21 protein-coding genes and 1 tRNA gene are annotated in these 24,836 nt (G+C 65.7%); 9 read left to right on the top strand and 13 right to left on the bottom strand.

Features of this window, described 5'->3' with window-relative positions; genetic code table 11:
• Nucleotides 1-193 precede the first annotated feature (193 nt).
• The 3 genes from B5X82_RS21410 to B5X82_RS27350 form a co-directional block, all read right to left on the bottom strand.
• Nucleotides 194-1,105: a HEPN domain-containing protein gene (locus tag B5X82_RS21410; RefSeq protein ID WP_079650203.1), complete on the bottom strand. Its 912-nt coding sequence runs from the start codon at nucleotides 1,103-1,105 to the stop codon at nucleotides 194-196.
• 145 nt (nucleotides 1,106-1,250) lie between these two features.
• Complete coding sequence (locus B5X82_RS21405) at nucleotides 1,251-1,802, bottom strand: DUF2285 domain-containing protein (protein WP_079650202.1); 552 nt, start codon at nucleotides 1,800-1,802, stop codon at nucleotides 1,251-1,253.
• A 7-nt stretch (nucleotides 1,803-1,809) separates the two neighbouring features.
• Nucleotides 1,810-2,055 (bottom strand): transcriptional regulator domain-containing protein, encoded by a 246-nt coding sequence (locus B5X82_RS27350; protein WP_377266498.1) that lies wholly within the window; start codon nucleotides 2,053-2,055, stop codon nucleotides 1,810-1,812.
• Nucleotides 2,056-2,696: 641 nt separating this feature from the next.
• Between B5X82_RS27350 and B5X82_RS21400 the strand changes: the two genes are divergently transcribed.
• From B5X82_RS21400 to B5X82_RS21385, 4 genes are all read left to right on the top strand, one after another.
• Entirely contained in the window at nucleotides 2,697-3,227 is a 531-nt protein-coding gene (locus tag B5X82_RS21400; protein ID WP_209046642.1) for an RNA polymerase sigma factor, read from the top strand.
• An 11-nt stretch (nucleotides 3,228-3,238) separates the two neighbouring features.
• A complete protein-coding gene (locus B5X82_RS21395) occupies nucleotides 3,239-4,198 on the top strand; it encodes a FecR family protein (protein ID WP_079650201.1) in 960 nt (319 codons plus the stop codon).
• 142 nt (nucleotides 4,199-4,340) lie between these two features.
• Nucleotides 4,341-7,349: a TonB-dependent receptor gene (locus B5X82_RS21390; protein WP_176152654.1), complete on the top strand. Its 3,009-nt coding sequence runs from the start codon at nucleotides 4,341-4,343 to the stop codon at nucleotides 7,347-7,349.
• A gap of 31 nt (nucleotides 7,350-7,380) precedes the next feature.
• Nucleotides 7,381-9,786, top strand: a complete 2,406-nt coding sequence (locus tag B5X82_RS21385; RefSeq protein ID WP_079650199.1) for an alpha/beta hydrolase family protein — start codon at nucleotides 7,381-7,383, stop codon at nucleotides 9,784-9,786.
• Here B5X82_RS21385 and B5X82_RS21380 read toward each other — a convergent pair whose 3' ends face one another.
• From B5X82_RS21380 to B5X82_RS21370, 4 genes are read right to left on the bottom strand one after another with little or no spacing between them, the layout of a single operon-like run.
• Entirely contained in the window at nucleotides 9,787-11,658 is a 1,872-nt protein-coding gene (locus tag B5X82_RS21380; RefSeq protein WP_079650198.1) for an asparagine synthase-related protein, read from the bottom strand.
• A complete protein-coding gene (locus tag B5X82_RS21375) occupies nucleotides 11,591-12,247 on the bottom strand; it encodes a lasso peptide biosynthesis B2 protein (RefSeq protein ID WP_079650197.1) in 657 nt (218 codons plus the stop codon). Before B5X82_RS21375 ends, B5X82_RS21380 begins: the two co-directional genes overlap by 68 nt.
• Before the next feature lie 48 nt (nucleotides 12,248-12,295).
• Nucleotides 12,296-12,418 carry a hypothetical protein gene (locus tag B5X82_RS27270; RefSeq protein ID WP_268878259.1) on the bottom strand — a complete coding sequence of 41 codons (123 nt, stop codon included), beginning with the start codon at nucleotides 12,416-12,418 and terminating at the stop codon, nucleotides 12,296-12,298.
• Nucleotides 12,419-12,454: 36 nt separating this feature from the next.
• A complete protein-coding gene (locus B5X82_RS21370; protein WP_079650196.1) occupies nucleotides 12,455-13,072 on the bottom strand; it encodes a GntR family transcriptional regulator in 618 nt (205 codons plus the stop codon).
• Nucleotides 13,073-13,389: 317 nt separating this feature from the next.
• On the opposite strand from B5X82_RS21370, the gene B5X82_RS21365 reads away from it, so the two are divergent.
• Nucleotides 13,390-13,923 (top strand): helix-turn-helix domain-containing protein, encoded by a 534-nt coding sequence (locus tag B5X82_RS21365; RefSeq protein WP_079650195.1) that lies wholly within the window; start codon nucleotides 13,390-13,392, stop codon nucleotides 13,921-13,923.
• A 152-nt stretch (nucleotides 13,924-14,075) separates the two neighbouring features.
• Here B5X82_RS21365 and B5X82_RS21360 read toward each other — a convergent pair whose 3' ends face one another.
• Both B5X82_RS21360 and B5X82_RS21355 read right to left on the bottom strand, forming a co-directional pair.
• Nucleotides 14,076-15,320: a tyrosine-type recombinase/integrase gene (locus tag B5X82_RS21360; RefSeq protein ID WP_139385153.1), complete on the bottom strand. Its 1,245-nt coding sequence runs from the start codon at nucleotides 15,318-15,320 to the stop codon at nucleotides 14,076-14,078.
• 192 nt (nucleotides 15,321-15,512) lie between these two features.
• Nucleotides 15,513-15,589, bottom strand: a tRNA-Met gene (locus B5X82_RS21355).
• Between the two features lie 124 nt (nucleotides 15,590-15,713).
• Here B5X82_RS21355 and B5X82_RS21350 point away from each other — a divergent pair.
• Both B5X82_RS21350 and B5X82_RS21345 read left to right on the top strand, forming a co-directional pair.
• Nucleotides 15,714-16,946, top strand: a complete 1,233-nt coding sequence (locus tag B5X82_RS21350) for an NAD(P)/FAD-dependent oxidoreductase (RefSeq protein ID WP_079650193.1) — start codon at nucleotides 15,714-15,716, stop codon at nucleotides 16,944-16,946.
• 82 nt (nucleotides 16,947-17,028) lie between these two features.
• Complete coding sequence (locus B5X82_RS21345; RefSeq protein WP_079650192.1) at nucleotides 17,029-17,436, top strand: DUF3775 domain-containing protein; 408 nt, start codon at nucleotides 17,029-17,031, stop codon at nucleotides 17,434-17,436.
• A gap of 18 nt (nucleotides 17,437-17,454) precedes the next feature.
• Here the strand turns inward: B5X82_RS21345 and B5X82_RS21340 are convergent, their stop codons facing one another.
• Nucleotides 17,455-17,703: a hypothetical protein gene (locus B5X82_RS21340; protein WP_079650216.1), complete on the bottom strand. Its 249-nt coding sequence runs from the start codon at nucleotides 17,701-17,703 to the stop codon at nucleotides 17,455-17,457.
• A 149-nt stretch (nucleotides 17,704-17,852) separates the two neighbouring features.
• A complete protein-coding gene (locus B5X82_RS21335) occupies nucleotides 17,853-18,965 on the bottom strand; it encodes a helix-turn-helix transcriptional regulator (protein ID WP_079650191.1) in 1,113 nt (370 codons plus the stop codon).
• A gap of 249 nt (nucleotides 18,966-19,214) precedes the next feature.
• Between B5X82_RS21335 and B5X82_RS21330 the strand changes: the two genes are divergently transcribed.
• Nucleotides 19,215-20,924 carry an amidohydrolase gene (locus B5X82_RS21330; RefSeq protein WP_079650190.1) on the top strand — a complete coding sequence of 570 codons (1,710 nt, stop codon included), beginning with the start codon at nucleotides 19,215-19,217 and terminating at the stop codon, nucleotides 20,922-20,924.
• A gap of 52 nt (nucleotides 20,925-20,976) precedes the next feature.
• Here the strand turns inward: B5X82_RS21330 and B5X82_RS21325 are convergent, their stop codons facing one another.
• Nucleotides 20,977-22,911, bottom strand: a complete 1,935-nt coding sequence (locus B5X82_RS21325) for a potassium transporter Kup (RefSeq protein ID WP_079650189.1) — start codon at nucleotides 22,909-22,911, stop codon at nucleotides 20,977-20,979.
• Nucleotides 22,912-23,057: 146 nt separating this feature from the next.
• The gene (locus B5X82_RS21320; protein ID WP_176152653.1) at nucleotides 23,058-23,498 is read right to left on the bottom strand and encodes an Lrp/AsnC family transcriptional regulator; all 441 of its coding nucleotides are present in this window, start codon (nucleotides 23,496-23,498) and stop codon (nucleotides 23,058-23,060) included.
• A 135-nt stretch (nucleotides 23,499-23,633) separates the two neighbouring features.
• Between B5X82_RS21320 and ald the strand changes: the two genes are divergently transcribed.
• Nucleotides 23,634-24,731 carry an alanine dehydrogenase gene (gene ald, locus B5X82_RS21315; RefSeq protein ID WP_079650187.1) on the top strand — a complete coding sequence of 366 codons (1,098 nt, stop codon included), beginning with the start codon at nucleotides 23,634-23,636 and terminating at the stop codon, nucleotides 24,729-24,731.
• Nucleotides 24,732-24,836 lie beyond the last annotated feature (105 nt).

The raw sequence follows: 24,836 nt of genomic DNA, 5'->3' as shown, positions 1-24,836 counted from the left end.
GCTCGGCTCCGCTGCGCTGCGCCTCCCGCCCAGGCTGGCATCGGAAATGCGGATCAGCTAATCATGCAACCGGACCAATCATCGCGGGCAGTCCATTTCCGAGTCCTGACGTTGAGCCGCAGACGAGCGCGGTGCGTTGGGATATTCCAAGGTCCAAGCCTTCACGTATCATGAAAACCTCCCCACCGCATGGTCAGGCGGCTTGCGCGAGTTCCTTGAGCCGCGCCTCGCAGGCCTCGCGCACGAGATCCTGAAGCGATGCGATCCGTGCATCGAGCCAGGCGAGTTCCTCGGCGCTGATCCGATATTCAGACGAATAGCGCGCCTTCACGTAAGCGGCTCTCAACAGCTCGTAGCAGCGTCGCTCGAACTTGTTCGTCGTCGGCCAGACCTGTGTCAGACGCGGCTCAAGTTCCTCCGCCAGCGTACGTAATCGATTGAGATTGTGGGTCTTGGGGCTGTAGAGGGTACGGACGAGAAACAGGCAATGATAGAAGCGTTCGACCGCTTGGTGGAACTGAAACGCCGCTTCCTTCAACCGTGCTTGGGAAACACAATACCGTGCGGTATCCAAAAATCCGGCCGCGCTTTCGAACCATTCCCCATAATAGCCCGTCGTCTCGGCCAGCGCCTGGTCGGCCGAAAGCGGAGTCGGACGCACGAAGGGATGACCCGGCTCGGCATGGAGCAGGACGCCCTCGCGCAGGATATCCGCGAAGAAATAGCGACCGCGCGCGAGCTTCTCGTTCACGCTGTCGAGGCTGTCGACGATGAACTGGACGGGCGTGCGCAGCAGCTGCCCTGCCGCCAGTTCCTCGTTCAGTCGCTGGTCGGTCTTCAACCAGAATTCGGGGACGTCGGCGAGGTCCTCATGGTTGACGACGATGAGAATGTCATAGTCGGAAAAATAGCGGCCGATCGGATCCTCGACCCAGTCGCCCCGCGCATAGGATCCGAACAGGATGATCTTGAGGATGCGACCATCGCGAAAGCGCGGCGCCCGCCTGGTGGCGAGTTCGTCGGCAAAACCGCCACGCAGGACCTCGACGACATGATCGAGCTCGCGGCGCTTGCCCTCCGGGAGATGATCGAGCGATCGCTTCACAGCCACAGATTCGCGCGAATTGTTCGATCTGCCAAGCCTTTAATCGATGCTCGCATAACCGAGGGCGTCAGCTCGAAGAAGCTCCAATAGCCACGTCGACACATCATCGAGCATAGCTCGGCCAAAGCGCCCCAGCCCACAAGGCTCACCCTCGTCCGAGAAGAAGCTGCCGATAACCACCCGCAACCAACCGACGACCTTCGCGGAGCAGGCGCTGGACCTGGAGCCGCAGATAGTCGGAGGTTCCACGCCAGTCGGCTGCGACCCGCGAGTTGCCGAACAAGCCCGCCGCCAGTTCGCGCTGGCTCGCCCCCGCCCTCACCGCATCGAGCGCGCGGAGCATCAGTGCCCAACGCGCGGCGCGGCGCTCCCGGGGCAGGAGACTTCGGACAAGTCGTCCGGTCCGTACAAGGCAGTCCAGGCGCTTGAGGGTCAGCATGCGGGCTCCCAGATCATCGAGCCCGGAGAGGATGAAGCGCGGCACGATGGGACCGGCCAAAACCGTGCCGTCGACGACATCGAGGCGCACATGGACGCCGCCTTGGCGCAACAGCAGGCGTTCCGGGCCCGTATCCCCGGGCTGAACGAAGACTCCGACCCCGAGTCGGAGGACGTCGATCATCCCCACCTGCTCCGGTTCGGCAGCAAGCGCCTGAACGGAAACGACGTGCGGATCGCTCTGACTGGTCCAGAACAACCGGGCATCACCCGCCCGGATATCGGGGTGCTCGGCGAAAGCTCAACCCCCAAGGCAAGGCGTCGGACAGGCCATCGGACAGGAGATACGCGCTTCCCGTCTGGTCTGTCACACGCCCGAGCCGAACGACCGCGGCGCGATAGGCAGGGTCGCGTCGAACGAATTCCCAGGCGAGACCCGCACGGTCGAGATCAGCGACATAGTGATAGTGGCTACTGTCCTGCCAGTCGCAGGGCGGATCGGAAGCGGACATGGCGGCTCCTTGTCGTTCCCCCGGACCGCAACCAATCAGGGGCGCCACGGGCTGTCATCGGAAAGCCATAGCCGCGAGGCCCACGATGGACGGGTTGCGGAAGCTTCGCCGAGTCGCTCCCGCTTGCTGGCGGAGACATGGCGGAAACTGGCGGGCCTCACGCAATTTCTGGCGGGCAGGATACCAGACTTCGCGGCACTCACGAGTCGGTTACCGCTGCGGAGCCTATCGAACGCCATTTTACCCTGCTGAAAGGCTGACCGCCCCTAGGCCGGATTTGCCGAGCGCGCGATCGCTGATCTAAGGGAATTCGCGTCGGGCGCCGTGACATAGGCGCGGGGCTGGAGCCGGGGGACGCGGTCGAAACCGCGTCGGCAGCGCCCCACGCACGAAATAGCGGGCCTTTGCACAAAGGTTCCAACGCCCGACCCCTCTTGCTCCCCTTTTCCGATTGGCCCACTCTTGGACTGCCTCCGGCGCCGGCCGGCGGCAGGGGCGTGGAAACCCCTGTGTAGGACGTCAGATGACCGCGATGTTGTGCGGGCATCGGGACATGCCCGGTCGCGCCAAGCGATCCGGGCCGCTCGATGATGACAGCGTTCCTCGCAGGATGGCGCCCCGCAGATCGCGGAAGGCACATCATGGCGACACACAAGGATCGGACCGAGGATGGCGACGATGGCGAGACGATGGTCCGCACCCGGCTCGAGCGACATTATCGCGCCCATGCCGGCTGGCTCGGACGAACGTTGCGCTTCCGGTTCGGCGCCGGCGCCGAAGAGGCCGAGGATCTCGTGCAGGAATCCTATCTGCGGATGGCGCGCTACGCCGATGGCGACCATGACCGGCGTCCCCGCGCATTGCTGCTCGCGATCGCGCGCAACCTGCTGCGCGACCATCGCCGCAGCGCGGCCTGGCGCCATAGCGCCCAGGTCCAGCGAGCGCTCGAGCCCGGCGAGATCCTGCCCGTTGAACCCGATCAGGCCGAACAGCTTCTCCTCAAGCAGATCATCCTGGGCATGCCAGCGCTGTACCGCGACGTCTTCCTGCTCTCACGGTTCAGCGCGATGAGCTATGCCGACATCGCTCGCCATCTCGGCCTGTCGGTCAAGACCGTCGAGTGGCGGATGACCAAAGCGCTCGAACATTGCTCGGTGCAGCTGCGCTATTAGGGAATTGGACGATGGCCGGGGATGCCGAGGACGAAGAGATCGAACGGGCGGCGGCCGACTGGCTGAGCCGGCTCAACAGCCATTCGGTCTCCACCGAGACGATCGAACAATTCTATGCATGGCGCCGCAATCCCGCGCATGCCGCTGCCTTCGGCCGCCTCGAATATCTCTGGGACCGCTCCGCCGCTCTCGACGGCGACCGCGATATCGCGCATGCCGTCCGGGAGGTGCTCGGACGACCACCAGCGAAGGCGCGATCCAGCTGGCTCACCAGCCGGCGCGCGGTGTTAGCGGGTGCGGCTGGCCTGCTTGGCGCCGGCGGACTGGGATGGGCCTTTCAGCCCGATCGCTACGAAACCGCCCATGGCGAGCAGCGGACCGTGACGCTCGATGATGGCAGCAAGGTCGCGATCAACACCGACAGCGCGATCGAGGTGCGGATCAGCCGGTCGGCACGTCGCCTGACGCTCGTGCGGGGCGAAGCCTGGTTCGATGTCGCGCATGATCCTGCCCGCCCCTTCACCGTCGAGGCGGCCGACACACTCGTCACCGCCACCGGCACGAGCTTCTCGGTGCGCCGCGGCGACCGGTTCGAACGGGTCGTGCTGAGCGAAGGCGGGGTGACGGTCGCCATTGACGACATCGGCGCCGTCCATCGCCTGCAACCGGGAACGGCCCTCACGGTGCGCGCCGGCATCGCCGGGCCGGTCATGCCGGTCGACCTAGCGTCCGAGATGAGTTGGCGGAGCGGTCGGCTCAATTTCAAGGACATGCCGCTGGCGCAGGCCATCGCCGAGGTCAACCGCTACACAAGGCAACCGCTCCGCCTCGCAGGATCACGCTTCGCGGCGGTACCCGTCAACGGTACGTTCGAGACCGGCGATACCGACACGTTCGTCGCCGCAGTGACGGCGCTCTTTCCCCTTGCGGCGCAACCGACGCGCGACGGCATCCTGCTCGCAGAGCGTTGATCCCGGGTACCGTGACAAAATTATTTCCCTCGCTGTCAGGGTAGCCCCTGCCCTGTCCCGTTGAAGGCTCATCGGCGCCGCCGTCACCCGGCCGGCGCCTGGACGGCCCGAGGGGGAAGGAATGATGGTGACGATGAGGAAGATGGCGATTGGCGCAGCGATGGGGGCGCTGGCGATCGCCGCAACGGAAGGCTCGGCGAGCGCGGCGCAACCGGTCGAGTTCGGGCAGGCCGCAGCGCCGATGGACACGGCGTTGCGCAGCTATGCGGCGCGAACCGGCCGGCAGCTCTTCTACACGAGCGCCCTGGTCGCGGGATTGACGGCACCAGCGCTTGCGGGCCGGCTCGATCCCGACGAAGCGCTGCGGCGACTGCTCAGGGGATCGCCGATCATGGTGGTCAAGGCGCGGGGCAAGCTCGTCGTTCTTGGACAACGCGCCCAGGCGCCACAACCGACCGCCACAAAGGCCGCAACACCTCGCCCACCACGCCGCAAGGCGACCGAGGCCGCCGCCCCAACCGATGGCGAGCAACCCGAACCAGCGATCATCGTCACCGGCAGCAATATCCGCGGCCAGGTTCCGACCGGCCCCCTGCTCGTGCTCGACCGCACCGAAATCGATCGATCGGGCTATGGCACCGTCGCCGAACTGGTGGCGGCGCTGCCACAGAATTTCGGCGGGACCGCCACCGAGGACAGTTTGTCGACGGGGTCGGATCGCAGCTTTCCCAATACGGGCTTCGGCTCAGGCGCCAATCTGCGGGGGCTGGGATCGGATGCGACGCTAGTCCTGGTCAATGGGCGTCGCATGGCCGGCTCAGGCGGCAAGGGCGATTTCACCGATCTCTCCTCGATCCCGGTCGGCTCGATCGCGCGGATCGAGATCCTCGCCGACGGCGCTTCCGCGATCTACGGGTCTGACGCGGTCGGCGGCGTCATCAACATGATCCTCAAGAAAGATTTCGAAGGCGCGGAGACTCGCGCGCGCTTCGGCAGCGCCACCTCGGGGTCGCTACGCGACTATCAGTTCAGCCAGCTCGCTGGCACCCGCTGGTCCACCGGGCACATCATGGCCTCCTATGAATATTCGAAGCGGGCGGCCCTCCCGAGCGCCGATCGCCGCTTCACCCGCAGCGCCGACCTCCGTCCGCTGGGCGGCGACGATTTCCGCAACAGCTATTCGATTCCGGCGACGGTGCTTCGCTTCGATCCAGGGCTTGGCACCTATGTGCCGGGCTTCGCGGTGCCTGACGGACAGGACGGCACCGGTCTCACCCCTGGCTCCTTCACGCCGGGTGGCAATTTCAACGATCTGCGGACCGGGACCGACATCCTGCCACGCCAGAGTCGCCATATCGGCTATGTCTATGCCGAGCAGGAAGCGAGCGGGGCGCTCACGCTGTTCGCCGAGGGTCGCTACGCCCATCGCAGCTTCTTTCTGCGCAGTCCGGCCTATTTCGGCATCTTCCCGGTGACAGGAGCCAATCCCTGGTTCGTCAGCCCGACGGGGGCCGGCGTCGATCTCCTCGGCTACAGCTTCCTGCGCGAACTGGGTCCGATCCGCAACCAAGGCTCGGTCGAGACGTGGAGTGCCGCTGCGGGCGGAACGCTCGAGCTGGGCCGCGGTTGGACGATCGACGCCTATGTCTCGCGGGCATCCGAACGCACGCACAACCGGACCAGCAACTATGTCAACAGCGCTTTCCTGAACGAGGCGTTGGGCCTCGTTCCCGACGATCCGACGACGCCTTTCAGCACGGCGCGCGACGGCTTCTTCAACCCCTATGGCAGCGGCGCCTCGAACAGCGCCACCCTGCTCGGCTTCATCGGCCAGGCCGCCACCGAGGAACTCGATCGATCACGGGTCGATACCGTCAACGCCAAGGCGGATGGCGACCTGTTCGACCTGCCCGGCGGAACTGTCCGGGTCGCCATCGGAGCGAGCATCCGCTGGGAGCATTTCGAGCGACACGGCATGAACTTCACCGATACGGTGACGCCCGTCCCGCTGATCCCCACCGACGACAGCCGGCGGATCGACGCGGGCTTCATCGAGCTTTCGGTGCCGCTCGTCGGCGCCGACAATGCCATGCCCGGCATCGAGCGGCTGCTGCTGACGGCCGCGGTCCGGCATGAGGATTATCAGGATTTCGGCACGACCACCAATCCCAAGCTCGGCCTGCTCTGGGAACCGCTGTCGGGGCTCGCTTTGCGCGGAAGCTGGGGCACGTCGTTCCGCGCGCCCTCGAGCAAGGAGATCACCGACCCGCTCCAGGCCGTCACCACCCAATATGTCAACGCCGCAGGCGGACGCACGTCGGTGCTGTCGTTGAGCGGCGGCAATCCGAACCTCAAGCCCGAAAAGGCGCAGGCATGGACCTTGGGTGCCAGCTGGTCGCCGCCCGCATCGGGGTTCAGGGTCGAGCTCAACTGGTTCCATACCCGCTTCAGCGACCGGATCGGCCGCCCGGCCTTCGAGAATCCGACACGGGTCCTGCGCGATCCGGCCTTTTCCTCCTTCGTCACCCTGGTCGATCCCATCAACAATCCGGCCGATCTGGCTCGGTTGCAGGCGCTCGCTGCCACGCCCGGCGCCAGCATCTCGATCGCACAACCGCTCGATTCGCTGCGCGCGATCGTCGACGGGCGTTATGCCAACAGCGCCCGCACGATCGTCCAGGGGCTCGACGCGCAGCTGAGCAAGACCTTGCCGCTGGCGGGAGGGACCGCAGTGCTTTCGGTCAACGGCAGCTGGTTGATGGATTTCAAGACCCAGGTCACCTCGGCGGCTCCCGCTGTCGAGCGGGTCGGCACGGTGGGCAATCCGAGCGACCTGCGCGCCCGCGCCAGTCTGAGCTGGGATCGCCGCGGCGTGGGCGGCACCTTTACCATCAACCATGTCGGCGGCTATCGCGACGATCTGAGCCTGCCGCGCCGATCGGTCGGCGCCTGGACAACGCTCGATGCCCAGCTGCGCTATGCGCCCGAGCGCCCCGGCTGGCCCAAGGGCCTCAGCATCGCGCTCAGCATCACCAATCTGCTCGCGACCGACCCGCCCTTTGTCAACAATGCAGGCGGCTTCGGCTATGATCCGGCCAATGCCGATCCCCTGGGCCGTGTCGCTTCGCTCCAGCTGACCAAGCGCTGGTAGCCCCACCTCTCTCGTAGATCGGACAAACATCATGACCATGTTCCGCACGGCATTGTCGTGCCTGTGCCTCGTCGTGTCCGCGACACGGGCCGCCAGTTCCAGCTATGACGTCGCGGCGATGCTGCGCACGGAGAGCTACGGCGCCGTCTGGATCGCCCCCGACGCGCGGGTCGCGGTGGTCGAGCGCCGCCAACGCTATGACACGGCCAGCGACTATGGGCTCGGCTCCTTCACCGCCCGCCAGCTGTCGAAGCTGATGCGGATCGATCTCGAACGAGGCGGCCCAGCCAAGCCATTGTTCGACCAGCCGGCGGATACGGGCTTCTGGGCGGAAGGCTTTTCGCCGTCCGGTCGATATCTGTCGGTGATGGCGCTCAAGGACCGCAAGCTGCGCGCGGGGCTGTTCAACATGGAGCGTCGCGAGCTGCGCTGGCTGGATCTCGTTCCCGACCTGCCCTTTTCCCAACCGGGCCCGGTCTGGATCGACGATGATCATCTGCTGATGGTCGCCTTCGCACATCAACGCTTGCCGCGGCTGCTCGACGGCGTGGCGGCGCCCCAGGCGCGGGTCGAGCGGGGCTGGAGGCTGCAGGCCGAAGGCCGGACAGCGTCGCTTCGCCGCCTCACCAGCCGCGACGAGAGCCCCGCGGTCGCGCGCAACGAACTGCAGCTGATCGACCGGGCGAGCGGGGCGCAGACCTCGCTCATCGCGGGCGAGATCGCCGATCTCGCACTGTCGGCCGATCGGCGGTTCGTAGCCGTGGTCACGCTGGGTAAGGCCATCCGACCAGGCTCCGGTCCGATCGGTCTCGATTTCCAGCCGCGCACGCATATCCTCACGATCATCGACCTGCGCTCGGGAAGCCATTGGCGTCCTTGTGGGGATTGCGATATCGGTCCCGACCTGCTGCGCTGGTCGCCGACAGGCGCGTCGCTACTGGCGATCGCGCGGCACGTGGTCACGGACGCCTGGGAAAAGGGAGCGCTGCTGCGGGTCGATCCCGGACGGCACAGCGCGCGCTTCCTCGCCGACGGCAGGCTGGCACCTGCCGTCGGTCGTGACGAGGGCGGCGGCGGGCCCTTTCTGTCAGCCACCTGGGCGGGATCGACCCCACTTCTCTACGCTAAGACCCGGCCTGACCGGGCGGACTGGTATGCGCTGAACGACGACGGCCCGCATAATCTCACCGCCACTTTCGCGTCACCGCCACGCACGCTGGCCGCAACCGGGCAGGACCATCTCAGCATCTTTGCCGATGGCCGGCTGTGGCAGGTCGACCTCACCGGGCACAGGCAGGTTCTCGCCGACCACATTGCAGGCGTTGGAACTACCCAGCTCGACGGCTATCATTTCGGGCAGCGCGGCCTCATCAACATGCCGCCCTATCGCCCACCCGTCTTGCTGCGCCGGCATGCCGGCGCTCCCATGCTTCGATCCGAAGCGGCCGGCGCAATCGTCGACCTGCCCGCGTCGGCAACCCTCATCGGCGACGCGACCGCCCATGGCAGCGCGCTGATCCTCGACCAGGACGCATCCGGCATCGGTTCGCTGATCGCGCTCGACGCCAGGGGTTCCCGGACCGTCGATCATATCAACCGCCATCTCACGGGCATGCGGCCTGGGCGGTTCGTTCCCATCGCCGCACACTCGCCGGACGGGACGCCGCTCACCCATTGGCTGCTGTTGCCGGTGGATGCGCCGGCCGACCGCCTCCCGCTGATCGTCATCCCCTATCCCGGCACCGTGTGGGGGGCTGGCAGTCCGCCCACGATGCCGCTCCAGCGGGTACAGGCGGTCACCAATGGGCAGCTTGCCGCAGCCCAAGGCTATGCCGTCCTCTATCCGAGCCTGCCGCTGCCACTCGACGCGCGTGAGCCCTTGCCGAAGATCATCGCCGGCGTCGACGCCGCGGTCGACGCCGCCATTGCGAGCGGGCTGGTCGACCCGGACCGGATGGCGGTATGGGGTCAAAGCTATGGCGGCTATTCGGCGCTTGCGATCGCCACGCGCAGCCACCGCTACCGGACGATCATCGCGTCGGCTGCACCGAGCGACCTGATCGGGCTCTATGGCAGCCTCGTCCCGCGCACCGATGCCGACCGCCCCGAATATGTGCTGACGATGGCCGAGGCGGTCGAGCTCGGTCAGTTCCGGATGGGTGGACCGCCATGGGCGACGCCGGAGAGCTTTCTGCGCAACAGCCCGCTTCTCGCCGCCGATCGGATCGAAACACCGCTGCTGCTCATCCATGGCGACATGGATTTCGTTCCCATCTCGCAGGCCGAGCGGATGTTCGCCGCGTTGGTTCGGCGAGGACGTACGGTCGAGCTGTTGCGCTATGCGGGAGAAAATCATGTGTCGACCTCGCCCGCCAATATCGCCGATCAGTTGAAGCGGCTCTTCGCCTGGCTCGCCACCTATCTTCGCCCGCACTGATCAGCGACCGCTCCAGCGGCGCAGCCAGGCTTCGACCGACGCGTAATAAAGCGGGGTTCGCGCCTTGACCGCCCCGACGAGATGATCCTCGTCGAGCATCGCATCGAGCTTCGGACGGTCGACAAGGCCGCGTGACACCAATTCGCCATCGAGCAGATAATCGCGCAGGAACGGCAGGTTAGCAACCACCGCCCGATTGGAATAGCGGCTCGTCTCGCCCTTGCCGTTCCGGCGGTAGATGGCGTCGGGCAACCGGTTACGGAAGGCATCCCGCGCAAGCGGCCGGTCGCGCAGATCGAAGGCCAGCTCCGGAACCGTGAGCGACAGGCAAGCCTCGATCACCGGCTGCGCCATCAGCGGATGGATGACGGGTGCCGCCTGGTGCCGCAGGGTCGGCGAGAAGAACAGCCGACAATTGGCGATCGTGTCGATGTGGATCCGTTTGGCAGGAGCCAGATCACGAGCATCATCGAGCCAGGGCGAGCGAAACCGCCGTGGATCGATGAGCGCGCGCGCCTTGGCGCCCAACAGGGACGCGTCAAACGCCGCCGAGGCCGAAGAGGCCGGAACGCTGCGCACGCAGTCGCGGAGCATCATTCCCCAGACACGCCATATCGAACAGCCCGCCCGTTGCGCGGCGATCCACGGCATCGGCCCGAAGAAGCTCGATACCCCATGATCGCGGGCATGATCGACAGCGATGTCAGGGTAGGCCATCTGGAAGAAAACCGCGTCGCCGCCCTGACCGGTCATGATCACCCCGGCGCCCCTCTCGCGAGCCGCCGCGATCATCATCTCCTCTTCATGGATGTCGAGACCGTACAGACGCGGGCCGGCGGTGCCGGCGGTCGATGCAAGCCTGGAAAAATCCATCGTTTCGGCCGAAACGGTGCGTTCGATCAGATCGATACCATGCTGACGAGCGGCGGCACGGGCCAGTATTCGCTCATCGCCTTCCCCATAAGCCGTCGCGAAATTGATCGCGCTGATCCGCTCGGGGTCGACCATCTGCGCGAGCGCACCCAGCACGATCGCGGAATCGAGCCCGCCCGACAACTGGACGAGGATATGTCCCTGGCCCGCCGAACGCGCCCTGCAGGCGAGATCAACCGCCCGTCGCAGCACGGCGGACGCCTCATCGCGCCGCTGTCCGGCGGCACCGCGAACGATAGCGGACGGAGACCATAGGACGCGGTCGAACGTATTGCCTGTCAGATCATGGAGAACACCAGGTTGCAGCAGCGAGACACCCGACAACAAGCTATGGTCAACCGCCACGAGCGGATGCGCCAGAAGATGGGCGACCATGGCAGGATCGGGACCGATCCGCGCGCCTGCCGCCTCGACGAGCCAATCGGGCCAAGAGGGTGCTATCAGCCAGCTTCCTTCCAGTTCGGTGCGATAGGCCTGCATTTCTCCGATCGGATCGCGCAGCATCGTCACGCCACCGCCGCCGTCGCAGAACAATGCGAGATAGCGCCCCCAGGCGGTGCCCAGAAGGCTGCTCGCCCGCGTTTCACCGGTGTGGGCCGCAGCCGAAATGCGATCGAGCCATTCACCGCAGACCCTGGTGCCGCTCTTGTCGAACAAGTCGCCGACGAGGAGGATCTCGCCATCGCCCGAAGCAAGGAGGGGCGCACGGTCGGAGCGACGCCAGATGGCGAGTTGATTGTCACGGATCGTAGATGCGAGTTTGCCGCCGCCATGGCGTTCGACAGCGCGAGCGACGGCAGCGACCCCGGCCGCAAAGGTGGCGCCATCACCCTTTCGGACCATCACGACATAGTCGAGTTCGGGATCGGGATCAGAGCCGGACAATAGGGGTGTACCACCGGACATGTTCGAGCGTGTCGTTGAGAACGACACCGTCATGCTCGACCCAGCAATGGGCGTCGAACGGATGGGTTCGTACGCCGAAGATCCACTTCGCATGGGCGCCACGCAGCTCGAGCATGTGGAGCAGCAACAGCGACCGGACCAGGCAACGGCCCGAGCGGGGAACGAGCGGTCGGAGCCGCGCCGTCATCCTGGCGATCCCATGCACCTCCGAAACAGGGGCGGAGCGGCGCGGCCGGATACCACGCGCGCGCTGCCGCGCGAACCAGCGGGCCGGTCTGCCGAGCCTTATATCGCGCCAAGTGCGGATCGCGGCGAGGCCCAGAACAAGGAGATCGACGAGTCTCACGCGAATAGAGCCTTCCGATATTCCAAGATCGGTCCCGGCGGTTGTCGGCATTGGGCCTGCCCAGGCAGTGCCGGCCGGGCTCTCGACGAGCAAGCCCTCTTCGGACAAGGCATCGAGCAGGTCAGACGGAGAAGGCGTTCCGGTCATCGCTGCCATGACGGCGGACTTATGGCGCCGTGGCACACAGAGATATTCGTCCCGTGCTGCATCGAGAAAGACGAGATCGCCGTCGACAATGGCGAGATGAACATCAAGAGCGAGACGCAGCGACGGCATCGACAAACTCCGGATGGGAACGACGGCAGAGCCGCCGTTCCCTGAAGGTCAGACCGCCGGTCGATAAAGAGGAGCTCCGCTGAACTCCTCGACCCCGAACGGCAGGATCGAGCGGGTGTCGCGCTTCACCGATCCGAGCCGCTGGACGGTGCGCTTGGCTTGCTTGGTCATCGATCGTCTCCTTCGAAGCTGCCCATTGCAGCCGGTTCAGGATCGATTCGAGGCGTCTATATTCAATATATATTCGCCATATTCTTTGGCCTCTGCCCGGCGAACGATAAGCGGCGCCGCTCTCGCCAGCGCGTCGTGGGAACGACGTGCGAGCGTGCGCAGCCGCCTTGCGTCGCGGGTGCCCATTGCGATGGAGAAATTGCGGACGAGATCACCATCGACCGGTAGCTGGGGCTCATACCGCCGGTAGGGCAGAAGAGCCCGATCTGTTTGAAGCCATGCAGTTGCGATGGCGCTGTCTTGGGCTTCAGCGACGAACCAGTCCCAGAGCGGCGCATCCACGGGCATCATATCCGATCCGAAAGATTTCCGCGCGAGTAACAGTGGCACGGCAGCGACCGCGAGCAAGCCACGCAAGCGATAGATCTGCTCGAGTTCATAGGCATGCCGACGCGGCACCAGGAAACCGACACCACGCAGTTCGGCGAGGAAACCTTCGCCGACCAGTTGTGCCAATGTCTCACGCACGGGAATGGGACTCATTCGGGCCAAGCCCGCCAGTTCGCTAATCTTCACCCGCGCCCCAGGCGGATATTTTCCCGTCCGCACGCCATCAATAACCAGGGTGCGAATTGTGTCCTTATCGTATGCCACCCTCGGTCCCTTCGTAAGATCGAGGGCGACGCTACGTGCTGATACGACGAGGCTGAATTATGAGCGCCACTAGGGAGTAATTCTGGCTCGACAGACGTGAATTTTTGGCGACAGCTTGACCGGGGATTGGTCCGGATATGGCGGAAAATGCCGGGTTCGCCCCACCCGATCGCGCCCAAACAGCACGAAATTGGGGAAGCACATATCGGGTGCGTCAGCGGCTTTGCTCGCGCTTGCGGACACGGCCGGCATTATCAAGCTGGGTCGGACGACGCCCATGGCTTTAAGGGGCTGAAAACCAACGGCGATGGCCATGAATGGATGTGATAGTGGTGGATAAAGCCGAAGAGCGTAGTCATGCGGCGCTGATCGCCGAAGCGCTCAAATCGATCCGCAAGCAAAGGCGGATGAAACCTTCTGAAGTCGCGGCCGAGATGGGGATGCCGGTGCGCACCTATGAGCATTTCGAAGCCGGGACGGCGCGCATCACTTATGCGCGGATCGCCGCTTTCGCTCGTGCCACAGGGAGCGATCCCGTCGCCATTTTGGCGGCGGTGCCCTTACGTTCGGCGGCATTCGCACTACGATCAGCGGACAACAAATTAATGACGATCGTGTTCACCATGCTGCGTGAACTCAACGAGGAGCTGGGGCCCGATATCCAATATATCGACGCGCGAACGGTCATTGGTGCGATGGATCGATTGGCAAAGGAACTTGTCAGCCATGTTCGTGACCGCGATCAATATGCCGAATATTGGTTACGCGAGAAAGCATCGAAACTGGACGGGGTCTCGGTCGATCCAGAAAAACGAAAGCCGCCTTCCTGCACCAAGAAAGCAAGCAACTGAGCTATTTTTACAATTTCACACGCATATTGCCGGTTGCCATATCCTATGATTTCGTGAAATTTTCTTCCACGCAAGGAGAACCGATTACGTTCGGCTTCCTGCACGACACCTCAACCCTTTCGGGCTCAGCCGGAAATGGCGCCAGCTCGATATTAACTCGTTTCCGCCGAAGTCGGAATCCCAAGATGAGGAGCAATGCCCTCTTCCTGTGCTAGCGCCGACAGGAACGCCTCCCATGCGGCGAAGCCGGCCGCTCGAAGCTCAAGCTCCCGGTTCTTGTCGTAGACGCCTTCAATGCCCTTTCGCTTATGGTTGAGCATCAACTCGGCGATATCGCGATCAATCCCCAGCCTGCGCGCATTCGAGCGAAAGGTCCGTCGAAAATCGTGAAAATGCCATGACGGGATCCGACGGTCAGCCAGTTTCTCCATTCGCGCATGGATCCGATCGCGGACCTTGAACCAGCCACAGAGATGAGGACCGTCTATTCGAGACGAGGGGAACAGCCAGACATGATTGGTTGCCGCCAACGAGCGCCCCCACCGCCCCAGCGCAATATAATTAGCCTCGCCATTCTTTGAACGCTCAGGCGGCAGCGTCCACAAGCCGTCTACGAACTCCGAGGCCGGTGCCGCGAGCAGTTCGGTCTTCCGGGCTGCGGTCAGCAATAGCAACAGAAATCCCCGGCGATAGGAGAAGGGCTCATCGGCCAGGGCACGGAGCAGCAGCTTCAGCTCCTCATCACTCAAAAAGCGCTGATTTGCCTTAGGCCCGGTGTCGAACCAGTTGGAATTGAGCGTCGGAGCCGGATGGGCGGCCAGCTTGATCCCCGCCATCTGGCCCTCGCGACCCGAGCACCATTTCAGGAAGCAACTCAGCTCGCCGGCCATCTTATTGGCACGATCCTTCGACGCATCGGCCTTGTCATAGACCGCATCCCAGCATGCATCCTCGGTCAGCGCATCGAGAATGACCGAGCCCAGCCGAGGCTTGATGTCGCGCGTGAACATCACCTCCTTGTCCTTGATCGTGCGAGGCTTGAGGCGTTTGCGATCACCACGTCGCATCGCCGCCATATAGAGGCCATGGGCTTTCTCGACAGTCATTGCCGCTCGCTCGGTCTCCGCGCGAAGGGCTGCCCGCGGATCTTCGCCCCTCTCCACCGCTTCATTGAGGCCAATCGCCCACATCCGCGCCGCCGCGATCGGATAAGCTGGGAAGCAGCCGAGCTGCATGGCGACGATCACCTGGGATTTGGCGATACGGCGACGGTAACGCCACACCTTCCGACCGAGCGCGTTGACTTCGATATACAGGCCCGGCGTCAGCGGATCGACCCGCTTGCCCGAACGCAGGGAATCGATGCTCGAGGGGAGCAGGGGTTGAACTTTGGTCACGGGAACCTCGACACCTTCGAGGCGAACAGGACACGACACAGGAAATGACACAATGGGCGTCCAACATGGGCGAAAATCGTCCAATATTGGCTATCCGTTTGACCTGTGAAACTCACTGGAATGCCGACCACCTGCTCGCTAGAAACCGCTGAAAAGCGGCGAAAATGCGCGATCCTTCAGGTGATTCGGTCATGGTAGCGGAGGAGGGACTTGAACCCCCGACACGCGGATTATGATTCCGCTGCTCTAACCAGCTGAGCTACTCCGCCCCAAGGCGTCCGCCGATGCGGTGGAGGGGGCCTATAAGCGGGGCATTGATCGCGGTCAACTGGACATTGGCGGATCGCACGATAGTAGAGCGCCAGAGCATGGAGAAAGCCGGGAGATTCGGAATTGGCCCAGTATGACGTTCTGATCGTGGGTGCCGGCCATGGCGGCGCACAGGCGGCGGTGGCGCTTCGGCAGAACAAGTTCGAGGGCACCATCGCCATCGTCGGCGACGAACCCGAGCTGCCCTATGAACGTCCGCCACTCTCCAAGGAGTATTTCTCGGGCGAGAAAAGCTTCGACCGGATCCTCATCCGTCCCGCCACCTTCTGGGCGGAGCGCAACGTCGATATGCTGCTCGGCAAGCGGGTCGAATCGGTCGATCCCGCGGGTCATGCCGTCACCCTCACCGACGGGTCGACCATCGGCTATGGCAAGCTGATCTGGGCAACCGGCGGCGCACCGCGCAAGCTGACCTGCTCGGGCCATCATCTGAGCGGCGTCCACGGTGTCCGCACCCGCGAGGATGCCGATCGCATGCTCGGCGAGATGGAGCGTACCACCAACGTCGTCGTGATCGGCGGCGGCTATATCGGGCTCGAGGCGGCTGCCGTCCTCTCCAAGTTCGGCAAGAAGGTGACCGTGCTCGAGGCGCTCGACCGGGTCCTCGCCCGCGTCGCCGGCGAGGCGCTGTCGCGCTTCTACGAGGCCGAGCACCGCGCCCATGGCGTCGACGTGCAGCTCGGCGCCAAGGTCGACTGCATCGTCGGCGACGACCAGGATCGCGTCACCGGCGTGCAGATGCACGACGGCACCGTCATCCCCGCCGACATGGTGATCGTCGGCATCGGCATCGTTCCGGCGGTCGAGCCGCTGATCGCGGCCGGCGCGGCCGGCGGCAACGGCGTCGACGTCGACGAATATTGCCGCACCAGCCTGCCCGACATCTATGCGATCGGCGATTGCGCGATGCACGCCAACCCCTTCGCCGACGGCGCACGCATCCGCCTCGAGTCGGTTCAGAACGCCAACGACCAGGCGACCACCGCGGCCAAGCACATCCTGGGCGGTACCGACGCCTATCATGCGGTGCCCTGGTTCTGGTCGAACCAGTATGACCTGCGGCTCCAGACGATGGGGCTGTCGATGGGTTATGACGAGACGATCGTCCGTGGCGATCCGGCGAATCGCAGCTTCTCGGTCGTCTATCTGAAGAATGGCCGGGTGCTGGCGCTCGATTGCGTCAACGCGGTGAAGGATTATGTCCAGGGCAAGGCGCTCGTCACCGGCGGGGTCTCCCCCGACAAGGCGAGCCTCGCCGATCCCGAGATTCCGTTGAAGTCCCTGCTTCCCGCCTGAAAGCCGGCGGGAGACCGGGAACCGTAGCATCGCGTCCACGTTGGAAAAACCTGCCATGCCGGCTGGGGACGAGGATGGAACGATGGAACTGACGGTTTCGCTCGATATCGTGTGTCGGCTGATCGTGCGGGCGCGCGAGCTGGAAGCGCAGGTCCCCGCGATCGAGAATGACGATGAGGAGGACCCGACCGACAGCGACGACCCGATGGCGGTGCTGGAGGACGAGGCCAACGAGGCAATCGAGGACGAGGTCCGCACCCTGCTGGAGGACCTCGCCGACGACGAGGTCGCCGACGTGCTGGCGCTCGCGCTGGTCGGGCGCGGCACCTACGACGCCACCGAATGGGACGAGGCGCTCGAAGCGGCCAATGAGGATGATGCGGAGACGATGGTCGAGCAGCTGCTCGATATGCCGATGCTCGCCGGCTATCTGGAGGCGGGGCTGACCGCCTTCGACCTTAGCTGCGACGGGATCGGGCAGATCGACTGAGGCGCGCGACGCTCGCCGCTATCGGTCCGCTCCCGCCTTCTCCCCGGCCGGCACCCGCGCGACATAGCCGGCGTCGCGCCCGTTCCACAGCGTCGGCAGCAGCTCGACCACCGCGTCCGGCATCGCCCTGAGCAGTTCGAGCCGGGCCTCCTCGCGCCACATGTTGCGGGCATAGCCGGGGAAATCGCACAGCTTGTCCCAGGCCTGGCCATTTTCCGCGGCCAGCCGCACGGCAATATCGTCGAGGTCGATCAGCTTCTCGGTCAAATCCCATTCCCCATGATGGTTCATGGGACCGACCTAAGGGCGGCCGCACCTCAAGGCGCGCGGCTTTCGACCGATCGGCGACGCGCGGCCACCAACCGCTCGCCGGCCGACGAACCGACATCGATGGTCGACCGGCGGCATCGCGCCGCTCAGTGGGTCCGGCGCAGCGACACCACCGGCGTGGCCAGCGCCATCCGGACCAGATCGGCCTGCCGGCGCACGTCGGTCTTGGCCATGAGCTGCTTGAGCTGGGTGCGGGCGGTGTGGATCGACACCCTGCGCCGGGCGGCGAAGCCGGCGATGTCGCTGCCCGAGCAGAGCGCCGCGAGCAGCTCGGCCTCCGATCGGGTGATGTCGAAGCAGGTCCGCAGACGATCGGGGCAGATGTCGACCGCCTTCCCCTGGTCATTGAAGGCCAGCATCATCAGCCTGTCCCCTTCGGCCTCGACGCCGTCCGCCTCACCGGCTGCCTCCAGCCAAGCCCGCTGGACGAACAGCGTGCGCCCGCCCGCGGTGAAGCGGCATCCGTGCGGCGCGGCCTTCGGATCGAGCAGATGGCCGACCAGCGCCGCGATCTTCCGCTCTCCCTCGGCGACGGCCGGCCCCCGCGCGGAAAGCAGCCCCGCCTCGGCCAGCAGCCGGCGGGCCGCCTCATTGGCATAGACGATCTCGCCGTCGGGCCGCACCACGGCGACCGGCTGTTCGAGCAGCGCGAGGGTCTTCTCCATCACCCGCGCGCCCGACTCCTTTTCCTCGGCCTGCTCGATCAGCCGCAGCGCCTCGCGCACATGGGGCATCAGCCCGGCGAGCAGGTCACGGGCATCATCCCGCAGATCGGGCCCACCATGCCGGGCATGGAGGGCGAGACCCACCTCGCGATCGGGACGCAGGTTCACTCGCGCGCCGAGGAAACGGCCGACCCCCAGGGGAATGAAGCGCGCCTGCCAACGCCGCAGCTCGGGTTGAAGGAAATCGGGGCAGGCCGAATCCTCGAAGAAGCTGATCCCGTCGCTGGGCGGATTGACCAGCGCCAGCATGCGGGGGTTCTGGAAATCGGCCCAGCTGCCCCTGGATGATATGAACGGTACCGACAGGCAGGTCTCGAACCCGGTCGTCCGCAGCCGCTCGTCGGTGCGCCGGAACCATTGCAGGGTCACGGCGCGCGCGCGGGTGGCGTCCCGGATCGCCCCCAGCGCCACCGCCAGCCGGCGGCGATCCTGGCTCGCGCCGTACAGGTTCGCCAAAATGCCGTGATCGTCCATCGCAGCGCCCCCCGGATATGTCGTCCGCGCCTTCGCTTTCTCGACGCGGGCAAAATAAGTGAAAATTCAATTTTTTTGCAACGGGGCATTTTCATACCGCGTTTGGGCGATGCCGCGTTTCGGGCGGCGGCGTATCATCATCGGCGGGAGACCAAGGAAAAGGCGACGATCGCAGGTTCGGCGCGGCTCGACGGAGCGTGTCACGCAGGCGGCGCGCCGGCCACTCGAACCGAAAGAGGCGCCCGACCGATGTACAAGACGACGCGGACCATGACGATGCTGGCCTTGCTGGCCGGAACCTTCCTCCTCTCGCCCGCGCAGGCCCAGCTTGAAGGCGCCGCCGCCGAGCCGCCGCCGGTCGCGGCCGACACCATGTACGTCAACGCCAGGGTTCGCACGCCCGACGGCTGGAAGACCGGCCTCGCCGTCGCGGGGGAGACGATCGTCGCGGTCGGCTCCGAGCAGGAGCTCGCCGCCTATCGGACGCCGAAGACCCATGTCGTCGATCTCGGCGGCGCCACCGTGCTGCCCGGCCTGGTCGACATGCACGTCCATGCGGTGAGCGCGGGCCTCGACGCCGCCAATTGCCGCTTCAGGCAGGGATCCAAGCCTGCCGAGATCATCGAGACGGTGAAGGCCTGCGTCGCCCGCGCCAAGCCCGGAAGCTGGATCGTCGGCGGGCAATGGGACGGCGCCTCGTTCGGCACGTCCGCGCCCCACCGGGCGCTGCTCGACCGGATCGCGCCGAACAACCCGGTGCTGCTCCGCGACGTCAGCTTGCACAGCGCCTGGGTCAATGGCGCCGCGCTCGCGGCCGGCGGGATCACCCGCGACACGCCCAATCCGGACGGCGGCATCATCGAGAAGGACAAGGCCGGCAACCCGACCGGCATCCTGCGCGAGCGTGCCGCGATGAAGCTGCTCGAAAAGGTGCCGCAGCCCGATACGCCGGCAATGGTCGACGCTCTCCGCTCGGCGACCCGGACAATGCTGTCGCTGGGCATCACCAGCTATGAGGACGCGCTGCTCACCACGCCGGCGGCCAAGGCCTATGCCGCGCTCGCCGATGCGGGCGAGCTCTACCAGCATGTCCGCACCTGCATGTGGGAGCCCGACCAGGCGCTGATCGCGTCGCGCAACCTCTATGCGCGACCGGGGCTGGAGATGGGCTGCGTCAAGATGATGCTCGACGGCGTGCCCACCGATGCGCACACCGCGGCGATGCACGACGATTATGCCGACACCACCGGCGTGACCGATCCCGCGCGGCGCAAGGGCCTGCTGCTCGTTGCGCCCGACCAGATCTCGGCCAAGCTCACCCGCTACGACGCCGCCGGGCTGACCGTGAAGCTCCACGCGACCGGCGACGCCGCCGTCCACGCCGCGCTCGACGGGATCGAGGCCGCGCGCAAGGCCAACGGCATCACCGGCATGCGGCATGAGATCGCGCATGCGAACTTCGTCCTGCCGGCGGATTTCGCCCGGGCCGGGGCGATCGGCGCCACCTTCGAATTCTCGCCCTATGTCTGGTTCCCCAATTCGGTGATCAAGGACGTCATCAAGGCGGTCGGCCCTACCCGGATGGAGCATTTCAGTCCGGTGAAGAGCGCGCTCGACGCCGCCCTGCCGGTGACGGTGGGCTCCGACTGGCCGGTCGTGCCGGCGGCCGACCCGTGGCTCGCCATGGAGACGCTGGTGACCCGCCAGGCGCCGGGTGGCATCGGCGATCCGATCTCGCCGCAGGAGCGGATCAGCGTGGCGCAGGCGGTCGACCTGTTCACCCGCGCCGCCGCCCGCCAGCTCGGCATCGGGGACCGGACCGGCAGCATCGAGCGCGGCAAGCGCGCCGACCTGATCGTCATCGATCGCGACATCTTCGCGATACCGGCGACCGACATCCACAACACCAAGGTCCTGCGCACGATCATCTCGGGGAAGGAGCGCTACACGCGCCCATAGGCCCGACATCGCTCCGGCCGACCACGATCGGCCGGAGCGCCGCGGCCTTCGCCTATATCTCGACCTGGCTGCCCAGCTCGACGACGCGGTTGGTCGGCAGCTTGAAGAACTCCATCGCGCTCTCGGCGTTGCGCAGCATCCAGGCGAACAGCTTCTCGCGCCAGATCGCCATCGCCGGCCGCTCGGACGGCAGCAGCGTCTGCCGGGCGAGGAAGAAGCTGGTGTCCATCATCTTGAACTCGGGCCCGCAGGTCCGCGTCCGCGACAGCACCGCCGGCACATCAGGATCCTCCATGAAGCCGTAATTGATGACGATGCGGTAGAAGCCCTGGCCGAGGTCGGCGAAGTCGACCCGGTGGCTTTCGCGCACATAGGGGGCGTCGGCGATCTTCACCGTCAGCAGGATCACCCGTTCGTGCAGCACCTTGTTGTGCTTGAGGTTGTGAAGCAGCGCATGGGGCACGCCCTGCGCCTGCGAGGTCATGAACACAGCCGTGCCGGGCACCCGTACCGCCGAGTTGACCGCCGACTGGACGAACACCTTCACCGGCATCGCCGCCTCGCGCAGCCGGTTGATCATCAGCATCCGGCCGCGCCCCCAGGTGGTGAGCAGGGTGAAGGCGATGAAGCCGATCAGCAGCGGGAACCAGCCGCCGTCGGGTACCTTGGTCAGGTTCGCGCCGAAATAGGCGAGGTCGACCGCCGCGAACACCGCGATCAGCGGCGCGGCGAGCGCCTTGTTCCAGCCCCACAGGTGGATCAGCACCACCGCGATCAGGCAGGTGTCGATCGCCATCGCGCCGGTCACCGCGATGCCATAGGCGGCAGCGAGGTTGGACGATGTGCGGAACGACATGACCAGCAGGATGACCATCACCATCAGGCCCCAGTTGATCGCCGGGATGTAGATCTGGCCGATCGATCCGGCGCTGGTGTGGGTGATGCGCAGGCGCGGGATGAAGCCGAGCTGGATCGCCTGCTGGGTGACCGAGAAGGCGCCGGTGATCACCGCCTGGCTGGCGATCACCGTCGCCATCGTCGCGAGGATGACGAGCGGCAGACGCAGCATCTCCGGCGCCAGCAGGAAGAAGGGGTTGTGGATCGTCCTGAGCGCGGTCGCCATGTCCTGCGACAGGATCATCGCGCCCTGCCCCAGATAGTTGAGCATCAGCGCCGGCAGCACGAAGACCAGCCAGCTCAGGCCGATCGGGCGGCGGCCGAAATGCCCCATGTCGGCATAGAGCGCCTCGGCGCCCGTCACCGCGAGCACGACCGATCCCATGGCGAGGAAGGCGAGCGTACCCTCCTCCATGAAGAAGCGGACCGCATACCAGGGGTTGAGCGCGATCAGGACGTGCGGATTGCCGAGGATATGCCAGGTGCCGAGCACGCCGAGCGTCGTGAAGTAGATCATCATGATCGGGCCGAACAGCATGCCGACCTTGGCGGTGCCGCGCGACTGGATCATGAACAGGCCGATCAGGATACCGACCGCGATCGGCAGCACCATCGGCGCGAAGCCCGCCTCCACCGTGGTCAGGCCCTCGACCGCCGACAGCACGGAGATCGCCGGGGTGATCATGCTGTCGCCGTAGAACAGTGCGGTGGCGAAGACGCCGAGCAGGATGATGCCCTTGCCCCAGCGCTTGCCCTCCGACTTGCGGTTGATCAGCGCGAGCAGCGCCAGGCTGCCGCCCTCGCCCTTGTTGTCGGCGCGCATGATGATCGCGACATATTTGAAGGTCACGACCAGCATCATCGACCAGAAGATCAGGCTGAGGACGCCGAGGATATGAAGCTCATCGGGCGGCAGCGGATGATGGCCGGCGAAGGTTTCGCGGAACGCATAGAGCGGACTGGTGCCGATGTCGCCGAAGACGACCCCGACCGCGCCCACCACCATCGCGCCCAGGCTGCCATGGGCATGGCCGCCATGTCCCGGGGACGATCCGTCCCGGTCGACGACCGCTGTGGCGTCGCTGCTCATGCGAGGATGGACTTCATGCTTGGAACACGCCCATTTCCCGCGCCCTCCTTCCCCCGTCAGGCGCTTAGCGGCGGGCACCTAGCATTTGTTCCATGCCCCCGCAACATCGCGCGGGGACGGGCCGTGCCGAGTTCCGGGCGCGCGCCCTATTCCTTGGCGATCACGGTGCGCAGCGTCACCTGCGTCACCAGCCGCTGCACGCCGGGCAGCGCCGACAATATGTCGCGATGGACCCGTTCGTAGCTGTCGTCGTCGGGAATCTCGACCTTGATCAGATAATCCGATTCGCCGCTGAGCAAATAGGCCTCGCTGACCTGCGGGGTCCGCTCCAGCGCCTGCTCGAACACCATCATCGTCGCCTGCCGCTGGTCGGCGAGCGTCACCTGGACGTAGATGGTCGACGGATTTCCGCGCGCCTGGCGCGACAGCCGGGCGCCATAGCCGAGGATCATGCCGACCTGCTCGAGCGCCCGGACCCGCCGATGCGCCGCCGACGGCGACAGCCCGACGCGGGTGCCAAGCTGTTCGCTGGTGAGGCTCGCGTCGCGGGCGAGTTCGACGAGGATTTTGCTGTCGATGCGGTCCATGCGGGAGATTCTCGCACGACTGGCGGCTCGCGCGCAATTCACTCTTCCGATTTGCGCCACCGCGCCGCCAATTCGCAACCTTTTCCCATCGCCGAAGCGTTATGATCGCGACGCAGCGACGGAGGGGAATGGATCATGCGGATCGGCGTTCCAAGGGAAATCAAGAATCACGAATATCGCGTCGGCCTCACCCCGGCCTCGGTGGCGGACCTCGTCGCCGCCGGCCATACGGTGATCGTCCAGACCGGCGCGGGGCTCGGCATCGATTTCGAGGATCAGGATTATCGCGACGCCGGCGCCTCGATCGTCGCCGACGCGGCCGCCGTGTTCGCGGGCGCCGACCTGATCGTCAAGGTCAAGGAACCGCAGCCGTCGGAGATCGCGCTGCTCGAACCGCGCCATACGCTGTTCACCTATCTCCACCTGGCCGCCGACAAGCCGCAGGCCGAGGGGCTGATGGCGTCGGGCGCGACCTGCATCGCCTATGAGACGGTCACGTCGCGCTCGGGCGCGCTGCCGCTGCTCAAGCCGATGTCGGAAGTCGCGGGACGCATGTCGATCCAGGTCGGCGCCCATTATCTGGAGAAGGAACAGGGCGGACGCGGCGTGCTGCTCGGCGGCGTGCCCGGCGTCGCGCCGGCGCGGGTCGCGATCCTCGGCGGCGGCGTCGCCGGGATCAACGCCGCGCAGATGGCGGTCGGCCAGCGCGCCGACGTCACCATCTACGACATCAACAACGATCGTCTCGCCGAGCTCGACATGCATTTCGGCAGCCAGATCAAGACCGCCTACGCCTCCAAGGCGGCGATCGCCGCCGCTGTCGCCAGGGCGCATCTGGTGATCGGCGCGGTGCTGGTGCCGGGCGCCGCCGCGCCCAAGCTGGTCACCCGCGACATGCTCAAGACGATGAAGCGCGGCTCGGTGCTCGTCGACATCGCGATCGACCAGGGCGGCTGCTTCGAGACGAGCCATCCGACCACCCATGACGATCCGGTGTTCGAGGTCGACGGCGTGATCCATTATTGCGTCGCGAACATGCCCGGCGCGGTCGCCCGTACCTCGGCCTTCGCCCTCAACAACGCCACGCTGCCCTTTGTCCAGAAGCTGGCGGACCTCGGCGCCGAGGCGGCGATGGCGGCCGACCCGCACCTCGCCGCGGGCCTCAACGTCTCAGGCGGACATGTCCGCCACAAGGCGGTCGCCGAAGCGCTGAACCTGCCCTTCCAAGGGTAACGTCTTTCCTCCCCTCTCCCCTGGAGGGGAGGAAAAGGGAGAGGGGAGGACGGCCTTTCCCCCCAATCTCCGGGCCGGCATGCGGTCCCCCCACCGCATGATCCC

It is taken from the genome of Rhizorhabdus histidinilytica (assembly GCF_900167915.1).
Taxonomy (GTDB): domain Bacteria; phylum Pseudomonadota; class Alphaproteobacteria; order Sphingomonadales; family Sphingomonadaceae; genus Rhizorhabdus; species Rhizorhabdus histidinilytica.
The sequence above is the reverse complement of the archived record's forward strand: the minus strand, read 5'-3'. Positions and strand labels throughout refer to the sequence as shown.